The following is a 9,681-nucleotide window of genomic DNA, read 5'->3' on the forward strand; positions in this document are numbered from 1 at the left end:
CCAATAATAAGAAACCTGCTCCCCGGCCGCGCGCCGGGGAAACTCATCGTAGAGAAGGATGTGAATTATGCAAAACACCCAACCGCAACATGCCCCGCTGTGGCAACGCTACCTGACCACGAAAGCGCAATCTTCCGCGAAATACGCCCGCGATATCGCCGCCGAAATGGGGATTAGCGAAGCGGAGCTAACCGAAGCCCGCCTGGGCTACGACGCCGTACGTCTGCAGAACGACGCCCGCGCCATCCTGACGGCACTGGAAGCCGTGGGGGAAACCAAATGCATCTGTCGCAACGAATACGCGGTGCATGAACAGGTCGGCGAATTTACCCATCAGCATTTAAGCGGCCACGCCGGACTGGTGCTAAATCCGCGCGCCCTCGACCTGCGCCTGTTTCTGAGCCAGTGGGCCAGCGCTTTTCGCCTGAACGACAACGGCCGCCAGAGCATCCAGTTCTTTGATCCGCACGGCGACGCGCTGCTCAAGGTTTACACCACTGAAAATACCGACATGGCGGCCTGGGATGCGCTGATTGTCGCGCAGACGCAGCAATCGCCTGCCCCGCTGGCGATTCGCCCGGCCGATCCGCTGAAATTTGCCGACTCCGCCGACGGCGAGGCGCTGGAAAACGAATGGCGCGCCATGACCGACGTCCACCAGTTCTTCGGCCTGCTGAGAAAATATAACCTGTCGCGCCAGCAGGCTTTCCGCCTGGTCAGCGACGACCTCGCCTGCCGCATTGACAACCAGACGCTGCCGGGCCTGCTGGAAACCATCCGCCAGGACGGCAACGAGATCATGATTTTTGTCGGCAACCGCGGCTGCGTGCAGATCTTCACCGGCGCGCTGGAAAAAGTCGCTCCGATGCGCGGCTGGCTGAATATCTTCAACACCGCTTTTACCCTGCATCTGCGCGAGGAGAGCGTGGATGAAATCTGGGTGACCCGCAAACCGACCTCTGACGGCCACGTCACCAGCGTCGAGCTGTTCGCCAAAGACGGCACGCAGATCGCACAGCTGTTCGGTCAACGCAGCGAAGGCCATCCGGAGCAGACGCAGTGGCGTGCGCAGGTCGATCGTTTGACTACCGAAGGACTCATCGCATGAAGCGCTGGCTGATATTGCTTGCGGCGCTCCCGCTGTTGGCCAGCGCCGCCGCCGAGCGCATTGTGTCACTCGGCGGCGACGTCACGGAGGTGGTTTACGCCCTCAACGCCCAGCGGCTGCTGGTGGCGAAAGACAGCACCAGCACCTGGCCTGCCGCCGCGCAGAGCCTGCCGGATGTGGGTTATATCCGCCAGCTGAATGCCGAGGGGATCCTCTCCCTGCGCCCGACGCTGGTGCTGGCCAGCGCCCAGGCGCAGCCCTCGCTGGTGCTGAAAAAGGTGGCAGAGAATAAGGTTAAGGTCGTCAACGTGCCGGGCGGCTACGACCTTCCGGCAATCGAAGCAAAAATTGACGTGATTGCCGACGCCCTCGGTAAGCAGAGCGAAGGAAAAGCTCTGCGCCACAAGCTTCTTCAGCAGATCGCGCAAATTCCTTCCCAGCCTGTAAACAAGCGGGTGCTGTTTATCCTCAGCCACGGCGGCATGAATACCATGGTGGCCGGGAAACAAACCGCAGCGGATGGGGCAATCAGGGCGGCCGGGTTAGAGAATGCCATGCAAAGCTTCGACCATTATCGCAGCATGTCGCAGGAGGGCGTTATCGCCAGTAAACCGGACCTGGTGGTGATCTCCGCCGATGGGCTGAAAGGCATGGGCGGCGAAGCCGGGCTCTGGAAACTGCCGGGACTGGCGCAGACGCCAGCGGGGCGCAATAAGCAGGTGCTGGTGATAGATGATATGGCCCTGCTCGGCTTTGGCCCGCGTACCCCGCAGGCGGTGCTCGCGTTACGGCAAAAAGCGGAGCATCTGCCCTGATGCGCACCCACCCTGCCCGTCATCTGTGGTTAATGACGCTGCTGCTGATTGTCCTGACGCTGCTCGCCACGACCCTGGGCGCAATGCGCCTGCCATTAGCCAGCCTGTTGCCCTCCGGCGATGAAATCCTGAGGAGTATCTGGCTGACCATTCGTTTGCCGCGAGTGCTGCTGGCGCTGCTGGTCGGCGCCGCGCTGGCGCTTTCCGGCTGCGTGATGCAGGGGCTGTTTCGCAACCCTCTCGCCGACCCCGGGCTGCTAGGCATTAGTAGCGGCGCGGCGCTGGCGGTCGCCTGCTGGCTGGTACTGCCCCTGTCGGTGCCGGCGCTCGTGGCGCTGTACGCCCCGATGCTGGCGGCGTTTATCGGCAGCATGGCGGTGATGGTGGTAATTTTTATTCTCAGCCGGGCGGGCGACGCCTCGCTTTCGCGCCTGCTGCTGGTCGGCATCGCCATTAATGCCCTGTGCGGCGCGCTGGTCGGGGTACTTTCGTGGATCAGCAATGATACCCAGCTGCGCCAGCTTTCCCTCTGGGGGATGGGCAGCCTCGGGCAAGCGGAATGGTCGACGCTGCTGGTGGCCGCCACGCTGATGATCCCGGCCTCGCTGGTGGTGTGGGCGATGGCTTCGCGGCTCAACCTGCTGCAGCTGGGCGATGAAGAGGCGCACTATCTCGGCGTCAACGTTCGCGCCCTGCAGCGGCTGCTGCTGCTGTGCAGCGCATTGCTGGTGGCGTCGGCGGTGGCCATCAGCGGCATTATCGGTTTTATCGGACTGGTGGTGCCGCATTTGATGCGGATGTGGCTGGGGCCGGACCACCGCGGCCTGGTCCCCGGTTCGCTACTGTGCGGCGCCATGTTGCTGCTGCTGGCCGACACGCTGGCGCGCACCGTTGCCGCTCCCGCCGAGATGCCGGTCGGGCTGTTGACCAGCGTACTCGGCGCGCCGTGGTTTCTGTGGCTGATTTTTCGTCGGGAGAAAGGGGCTCATGGATAACCGCTATAGCGCGCGTTCGCTTTCGCTGCGTCTGGGTAACCGGCTGATTATTCATGATGTTTCGCTCCAGCTTTGCGGCGGCGAGATGACGGCATTGATTGGCCCCAACGGCGCCGGTAAATCGACCCTGCTGCGCCTGTTGACCGGTTATTTAACGCCCGACGAGGGCGAACGGGTGGTGGAAGGCCGACCGCTGGAGAGCTGGTCGGCAGAAACGCTTTCGCGCCGCCGGGCGGTGATGCTGCAACGCACCCAGTTGCACGCAGACTGGCCGATAGAAACGATTATCGCTATGGGGCGCTCGCCGTGGGGCGGCGCGATAAACCAGGAGATGATCTGCCAGGTAATGAAAGAGACCGGGTGCGATCATCTGGCCGGAAGACGCTACCCTACCCTCTCCGGCGGCGAGCAGCAGCGGGTGCAGCTGGCCCGCTGCCTGGCGCAGCTTTGGCGCGACGGCGCCCCCGAGGGCTGGCTGTTCCTTGATGAACCCACTTCGGCGCTGGATCTCTATTACCAGCAGCACCTGCTGCGCCTGCTCAAACGCCTGACCCGCAGCCGCCGCCTGCACGTCTGCGTGGTACTGCACGATCTGAACCTCGCAGCGCTATGGGCCGATCGGATTCTGCTGCTGCATCAGGGGAAACTGGTGGCTCAGGGCACGCCGCAGGAGGTAATCCAGCAGCCGATTATCAGCCGCTGGTACGGCGCGGAGGTCAGCACGGGCAAACATCCCGATGCGGCCGTTCCGCAGGTGTATCTGGCGCCGTGAGCTGAGGAAATGATTGTGCCGGGCGTAGGCTAACGCTCTGCCCGTCCTGTGAAAACGTTCCTTGATAAACAACGAAGCCGATACCTTTACCGGCTTCGTTGTGATTGGCAAATTAGAAGATCTGCCGATAGAGCGCTTTAATCTCTTCCAGATTGGTATCGCGCGGGTTGCCGCCGGTACACACGTCCGCCAGGGCCGCGGCGGCCAGAGCATCAATATCTTCTTCTTTCATTCCCACGTCGCGCAGGCGCGCCGGAATATTGACGTCGCGATTCAGCTGCGCCACCGCCTCAATTGCCGCGGCACGCGCTTCGGCAATCGGCAGGGTTGCCGCCGACTTGTTACCAAGCGCAACCGCGATGTCGCGATACTTCTCGCCGGTAAATTCGGCGTTATAAGCCATAATATGCGGCAGCAGCACCGCATTAGCCACACCGTGCGGCGTGCCGTAAAAAGCGCCCAGCGGATGAGCCATACCATGAACCAGCCCCAGACCGACGTTGGAGAAACCCATCCCGGCAATATATTGCCCCAGCGCCATCCCTTCCGCGCCCTGCGCGTCGCCCTGTACGGAAGCGCGCAGCGAGCGGCCAATCACCTCGATGGCCTTCAGATGCAGCATGTCGGTTAATTCCCATGCGCCTTTAGTGATATAGCCTTCAATGGCGTGGGTCAGGGCATCAACGCCGGTGGCCGCCTTCAGGCTGGCAGGCATGCTGCTCATCATTTCGGCGTCGATGATCGCTACCACCGGGATATCATGCGGGTCGTAGCAAACAAACTTGCGGCGATTCTGTACGTCAGTTATTACGTAGTTGATGGTGACTTCCGCCGCGGTACCGGCGGTCGTTGGGATGGCAATCATCGGTACGGCGGCGTTTTTCGTATCCGCCCCGCCTTCGAGACTGCGAACGTCGGCAAATTCGGGGTTATTAATGATAATGCCTATTGCCTTACAGGTATCCTGCGGCGAGCCGCCGCCGATCGCGATCAGGTAGTCGGCGCCTGACTGTTTAAACGCCTCTACGCCCTGCTGCACAACCTCAATCGTGGGATTCGGGACCACTTCATCAAAGACGCTGTAGGGCAATCCGGCGCCGTCGAGGATAGCGAACACCCTGGTTGCTACATCAAAACGAATCAGATCCTTATCCGTGACCACCAGCGCTTTTTTGAAGCCGCGTTTTTTAACTTCATCTACGATACAACGAATCGAACCTGGGCCAAAATAAGAGGTTTCGTTTAAAATCATTCTGTAAGCCATTTGTGCTCCCTCAATTCGAGTGTTTGATAACCATAATATTTAGCCCTACAGTAACGTGACTGACGCAGCCATTTTATTATTTCATATCAAATAACACCCTAATTGCTCTGCACGTTGGCGCAGTTAATTCACGTATCGGTCATATACAACAAAGTGAGTCCAGTATATTGGACATCAGCGACTCCCCGCGCTTAATCTAGTGATAAGCCTCGCTCCTCAATATAAGCAGCAACCAACCACTATTCTCAGATAAATATTATTGAACTGGATCACATTATTTTGTTTTCTATGATCAACATCCCTTCCCGGGAAAAAAGATATTTTATCAGCAAGCGCCAAACCAGGAATGAGGGCGCCACTCAACCGAAGTACATAAAGAAGAGCCAGGATCGGGATTTTCATTTTTCTACCTTTGCTACCGGCATCCTTAGCTCATTGCGCTCCGTCGTTATGCTCATCTGACAACCCGGCCGCCAATTTAACATATCAGAAACAAGCGTGTCATTTCATCAACAAAAAAAGCCCTCCTGCGATCATCGTCCTTCGCTCAAATGACCCTCTAAGAATTATCTATCATCGCTGATAAAAATTTATCACCCTCTGAATAGCGAAATGACTTGTTACGAGTAAGAAAAAGATATCAGCATTAAGAACTTTCTCTATTATTTGCGAGATATCGATTCTCAAAAAACCTTAAAAAAAACAAAAAACGCCTAAGATTTCTATATTTATTGCAAACATCACAGCCTCTTGTTAGTATGACCTTTAGTCAATATGTTTATTATAAAAATACCACTTATGATGTTTGTTAACCTTTATTCTGATCACCTGACCATACTTCTCTAACGGCAGTAGTAAATGTCTGACCTTATATATTGACATTTCGCACCTGTCCGCTAACTCACGAGTAAGTAACCCCTCAGGCTCATGTTCTTTCAATACATAAAGAATATACTCCTGCTCTGGTACGTTCACCCCGGAGAATTTATTGATGCCCATTGTGGTCATCAATGTTCTTAAACTCTCAACTGCGGTTAGCGAACCATGATGTGAATCTGGCGTACTGGGTGAAATTGCAATCTTCATGAGTCAGCTCCTTCTGTCATTCAGTGCTTGGGAGTATGGGATGACCCCATAAAAACGGCAACATTAACTTTAAATTTCAACTTAAACAGTACATTTATCTGAAATTCACTTTTTTTTATGATAAAAAACCTGATATAAAGAGTGAATTTTTAATTCCGTGTGGAGATAAAAATGCGGTTCGATATAGAGGGATTTATTACATTTGATACTGAGGAGGCCTCTCTGGTCAATCTCTTGACCGGCGATTGTATTGAACTCTCCGCCACTTCGACTCGCCTTCTTACTAGTCTGTTGCAATACCGGGGGGATATTATTTCGCGGGTTGATATTTTCCAGACGGTGTTTGAAAAATATGGTGCGAGGCCATCTAATAGTAATCTTAATCAGTACATCTCAACGCTGCGTCGCAGCCTTGCGGATCTGGGTATTGAAAAGAATGTGATTATTACGGTACCGCGAATTGGCTTTAAAATTTCTGAGGATGTCATTATCACTACCGACAATGATTACTCTTCCTCTATCACACTGCCAACCCTTTCTCCACAGCTGCCTGAGCGTAACTTGCTGCAACAACATTGCAAAGCGGCGATGTTACTGATCGCGTTCGCAGCAGTCGCGATGCTGCTCTCTTATTTTTTTATCTATAAAAAACAAACAGCTAAGCTCATGTTCACCCAAGATAAATGCACTATTTATGGTTCCGAAGCTATCCCGGTGACAGAAATACTCAGGAATAAAAAGCTCTTTACCTCGGGGCTGGACTGTTCCACGCCAAAGAAAATCTACTTCTTTAACCGACAAATGAATCAGGAGCAGGGATTAGGTATTTACATGGATATCTTCATGCTTGAGTGCGACATTAAAGACCAGCAATGCCATAGTTATTACTATAAGGAAATAAAAAATGCGTAAATATGCCTTGATATTTTCCGCCTGTTCGTTCGCGCTGATACTATTTTCAACCCTGTACCTAAACTTCAGTTCTGAGGACTCATTTTCCTGTGAATCACGCTACGATTTGACGGAGAATATAAATGAGAACATTCTTCGCTCCCAAGGATTGCTATCCGCAGAACTTTTCAAAAACCATCTTTTAATCAATCTGGAGGGTTTACTCACCAGCAATGGCGATAAATATATCGTCTCACGCACTATCGCCATCACATTAAAAAGAAACATCGTTCCCAGCCATCTTTTTTATATAAAAGACTCGCAAGTCATTCGCCACCACGCTGATAATACGCCAGAAGATATTGCGCAAAAAAATCTCTTTGGAAGCCGAACTAATGATAAAATCATCTATATAAATCACGTCAATGATGATACTATTTTGTTAGGCACCCAAAAGTTTCCACAATATGGTTGTCGCCGTCAGAAAACCATCATTGATTGAGATTCATCTCATTAATTTTAATTAAAACGATATCATGACGATACATTTACTTCCGACATTAGCCAGCATCGCCAATATCATTGATATGATTAACCCCCGGCTGAACCTGCACCATGTCAGAACGGCGTTTATCGCATCACATCTGGCTAATTTAGTGGAGTTCTCTCCGGCCCAGCGGCGTAAAACCATTCTGGCGGCGCTAATTCACGATGTCGGTGGGTTAAATGAAAAATCACGTCTTGAGCCGCTAAATTACATCGATAACGAGCATAACAACCACGCGCTTATCGGCAGCGAATTGCTTAGCCGCATCCCGTTGTTTCGTCCTCTTAACAGGATTGTTCGCTACCATCACACCCACTGGCGCAACGGTCTTGGGCATTATATTGAAGGAGAACTGGTCCCCGAAGAGAGTCACCTGCTGTTCTTCGCCGACCGGCTGGATGTACTTTATTGCCAGCACCGTACCGGTCATATCGCATTTTTAAGCAAAAAGCTGGTCGACATCGTCACCGCCGGGGCGAATATTCTCTATAAACAAGAGTACGTCCAGGCGTTCAGAACGCTTTCCGCCGATGAACATTTCTGGTCAGTCATGGCCTCCACCGACTATCGCGATTACATCAAAGCGATTCCTGGCGTGCATAACGATACCATCTCTTTACATAACCTCCGCGATATTGCTGAACTGGTCTCTTTTATTGTCGATCAGTTCAGCCAGCAGACGCCGTGGCACTCTGCGGCCGTCGGCCATATTGCCGGCTATCTGGCGACCACCATGGAAATGAGCGCGACGCAAACGCTAAAAGTTGAGATTGGCGGATTGCTGCATAATATCTCCTGCCTGGATCATAGCCCGCCGCCAGCGAGATCCGCTTCGCCAGGCAGAGCAGAAGCCTCTCTCTATAGTATTGAAGGAATTGATGATATTACTGAATGGATAGCCATGCAAAATCGTAATGCGTCCTCTAAATGGCACGCTGAATCGCTACAAACGGAAGCCCTGCTCATTACGGTTAGTCGACTGCTGGTCCATGCCCTGAGCGGGCCGAAGGGAGAAGAAAAATCGCTGGCCCAGTTAATTAAAAATAACCCGGGAAATGAAATTCCCTCGTTTATGCTGTCGCCTATCGCGCAGCACGCTTCACAAATTATTCAGATCTATCGCGCAACTGCGGGAGAAATAAAAGAGCTGGTGAATCGCGTTGAGCAACTCACCAGCTCCGCGTAAAGAGCCACCCCGCCTGAACGTCCTCAGGCGCTTAATCCGCCGTCCAGAATCAGAGTTTGTCCGGTCATATATTCACTCCCCTCGCCGATTAAAAACGCCACGGCCTTCAGTACATCATCCGTTTCGCCCAATCTGCGCAGAGGTATCGACTGGCGCATCTCTTTCAATTTTTGCGCGGGTATCTCTTCCAGCATCTCCGTGCGGATCAGGCCCGGCGCCAGGCAGTTTACCCGAATGCCGAAGCGCCCGATCTCCAGCGCCAGCGAACGCGCAATGCCGCTCATCGCCGCTTTACTCGCCGCATACGCCGTCTGCCCGACGTTACCCTTGAAGGCGCTGACCGACGACATCATCACGATGGAGCCGCGCCGCTGCATCAACATCGCCGGCAGCAGCACCCGGTTCCAGTTCATCATTGAGATAACGTTGGTGTCCAGCACCTCGCGCCATAGCGCGGCGTTCTGGTGAATATGCAGGCCATCGCGAGCCATTCCGGCATTGTGAATAATTGCCTCCGGTGCGCCCCGCTCGGCCAGCAGCGCCTGAGCAAGTTCTTCAACCCGCAACTCGTCGTTGCCGTCGCAGGCGTATCCTTGCACCTGATACGATGAATTTTCACACTCCGCCAGAGTGGCGTTAATCGCCGCTTCATTGCGCCCGGTAAACACCACGTTACCGTTTTGCGCCAGGCCGGCGACCAGCGCCCGGCCTATCCCCCGGCTGCCGCCGGTAATCAGCACCCATTTTTGCGCCATATCAGCTGCCTGACTCTTTGCTGATGTGCTGACACAGTTCACCCAGCGTGATCCCCGGATTTTGAATAAACCAGTCCGCTTCCAGGGTAATATTGAATTCACGTTTTGCCAGCACCATCAGCTCGACGTAGTCCAGACTATCTAACTTTAAGCGAACCAGCGGCGTATTCTCATCCACCTCATCCGGCTCCAGGTCCTTGGCGTCACAAATCATTTCACACACTTTTTGCAGAACTTCATCATAGGGAATCATAAATTATCC

Annotated in this window: 11 protein-coding genes; 7 read left to right on the forward strand and 4 right to left on the reverse strand. The window is 53.8% G+C overall.

The genetic code is table 11. The features are described 5' to 3' along the window. Positions 1–67: 67 nt before the first annotated feature. From ABLV75_RS09425 to ABLV75_RS09440, 4 genes are read left to right on the forward strand one after another with little or no spacing between them, the layout of a single operon-like run. On the forward strand, positions 68–1,108 hold the full coding sequence (locus ABLV75_RS09425; protein WP_004104883.1) for a hemin-degrading factor: 1,041 nt from the start codon (positions 68–70) through the stop codon (positions 1,106–1,108). Then, a complete protein-coding gene (locus tag ABLV75_RS09430) occupies positions 1,105–1,923 on the forward strand; it encodes a hemin ABC transporter substrate-binding protein (RefSeq protein WP_032734376.1) in 819 nt (272 codons plus the stop codon). The genes ABLV75_RS09425 and ABLV75_RS09430 overlap by 4 nt, the downstream gene beginning before the upstream one ends. Beyond that, entirely contained in the window at positions 1,923–2,918 is a 996-nt protein-coding gene (locus ABLV75_RS09435) for an iron ABC transporter permease (RefSeq protein WP_004104885.1), read from the forward strand. Before ABLV75_RS09430 ends, ABLV75_RS09435 begins: the two co-directional genes overlap by 1 nt. After that, a complete protein-coding gene (locus ABLV75_RS09440; RefSeq protein WP_004104886.1) occupies positions 2,911–3,690 on the forward strand; it encodes a heme ABC transporter ATP-binding protein in 780 nt (259 codons plus the stop codon). Before ABLV75_RS09435 ends, ABLV75_RS09440 begins: the two co-directional genes overlap by 8 nt. Positions 3,691–3,802: 112 nt before the next feature. On the opposite strand, the gene fucO is transcribed toward ABLV75_RS09440, so the two are convergent. Continuing rightward, the gene (fucO, locus tag ABLV75_RS09445; RefSeq protein ID WP_004104888.1) at positions 3,803–4,954 is read right to left on the reverse strand and encodes a lactaldehyde reductase; all 1,152 of its coding nucleotides are present in this window, start codon (positions 4,952–4,954) and stop codon (positions 3,803–3,805) included. A 765-nt stretch (positions 4,955–5,719) separates the two neighbouring features. After that, positions 5,720–6,040 carry a FaeA/PapI family transcriptional regulator gene (locus ABLV75_RS09450; protein WP_004104889.1) on the reverse strand — a complete coding sequence of 107 codons (321 nt, stop codon included), beginning with the start codon at positions 6,038–6,040 and terminating at the stop codon, positions 5,720–5,722. Between the two features lie 171 nt (positions 6,041–6,211). On the opposite strand from ABLV75_RS09450, the gene ABLV75_RS09455 reads away from it, so the two are divergent. The 3 genes from ABLV75_RS09455 to ABLV75_RS09465 are packed head-to-tail and all read left to right on the forward strand — an operon-like array spanning position 6,212 to position 8,664. Then, a complete protein-coding gene (locus ABLV75_RS09455; protein WP_004104891.1) occupies positions 6,212–6,952 on the forward strand; it encodes a winged helix-turn-helix domain-containing protein in 741 nt (246 codons plus the stop codon). Beyond that, positions 6,945–7,433, forward strand: a complete 489-nt coding sequence (locus tag ABLV75_RS09460; protein ID WP_004104893.1) for a hypothetical protein — start codon at positions 6,945–6,947, stop codon at positions 7,431–7,433. The genes ABLV75_RS09455 and ABLV75_RS09460 overlap by 8 nt, the downstream gene beginning before the upstream one ends. Before the next feature lie 34 nt (positions 7,434–7,467). After that, a complete protein-coding gene (locus ABLV75_RS09465; RefSeq protein ID WP_004104895.1) occupies positions 7,468–8,664 on the forward strand; it encodes an HD domain-containing protein in 1,197 nt (398 codons plus the stop codon). A 23-nt stretch (positions 8,665–8,687) separates the two neighbouring features. On the opposite strand, the gene ABLV75_RS09470 is transcribed toward ABLV75_RS09465, so the two are convergent. Next, entirely contained in the window at positions 8,688–9,419 is a 732-nt protein-coding gene (locus ABLV75_RS09470; protein ID WP_004104897.1) for an SDR family NAD(P)-dependent oxidoreductase, read from the reverse strand. Between the two features lies 1 nt (position 9,420). Beyond that, on the reverse strand, positions 9,421–9,672 hold the full coding sequence (locus ABLV75_RS09475) for an acyl carrier protein (protein WP_004104899.1): 252 nt from the start codon (positions 9,670–9,672) through the stop codon (positions 9,421–9,423). Positions 9,673–9,681: the final 9 nt, after the last annotated feature.

The organism is Klebsiella sp. CN_Kp066, from assembly GCF_040065135.1.
Classification (GTDB): domain Bacteria; phylum Pseudomonadota; class Gammaproteobacteria; order Enterobacterales; family Enterobacteriaceae; genus Klebsiella; species Klebsiella oxytoca.

Coding starts and splice junctions, on each gene's coding strand:
- ABLV75_RS09450 (WP_004104889.1), bottom strand. CDS start 6,040: ATGAAGATTGCAATTTCACCCAGTACGCCAGATTCACATCATGGTTCG.
- ABLV75_RS09435 (WP_004104885.1), top strand. CDS start 1,923: ATGCGCACCCACCCTGCCCGTCATCTGTGGTTAATGACGCTGCTGCTG.
- ABLV75_RS09475 (WP_004104899.1), bottom strand. CDS start 9,672: ATGATTCCCTATGATGAAGTTCTGCAAAAAGTGTGTGAAATGATTTGT.
- ABLV75_RS09425 (WP_004104883.1), top strand. CDS start 68: ATGCAAAACACCCAACCGCAACATGCCCCGCTGTGGCAACGCTACCTG.
- ABLV75_RS09440 (WP_004104886.1), top strand. CDS start 2,911: ATGGATAACCGCTATAGCGCGCGTTCGCTTTCGCTGCGTCTGGGTAAC.
- fucO (WP_004104888.1), bottom strand. CDS start 4,954: ATGGCTTACAGAATGATTTTAAACGAAACCTCTTATTTTGGCCCAGGT.
- ABLV75_RS09460 (WP_004104893.1), top strand. CDS start 6,945: ATGCGTAAATATGCCTTGATATTTTCCGCCTGTTCGTTCGCGCTGATA.
- ABLV75_RS09455 (WP_004104891.1), top strand. CDS start 6,212: ATGCGGTTCGATATAGAGGGATTTATTACATTTGATACTGAGGAGGCC.
- ABLV75_RS09430 (WP_032734376.1), top strand. CDS start 1,105: ATGAAGCGCTGGCTGATATTGCTTGCGGCGCTCCCGCTGTTGGCCAGC.
- ABLV75_RS09465 (WP_004104895.1), top strand. CDS start 7,468: ATGACGATACATTTACTTCCGACATTAGCCAGCATCGCCAATATCATT.
- ABLV75_RS09470 (WP_004104897.1), bottom strand. CDS start 9,419: ATGGCGCAAAAATGGGTGCTGATTACCGGCGGCAGCCGGGGGATAGGC.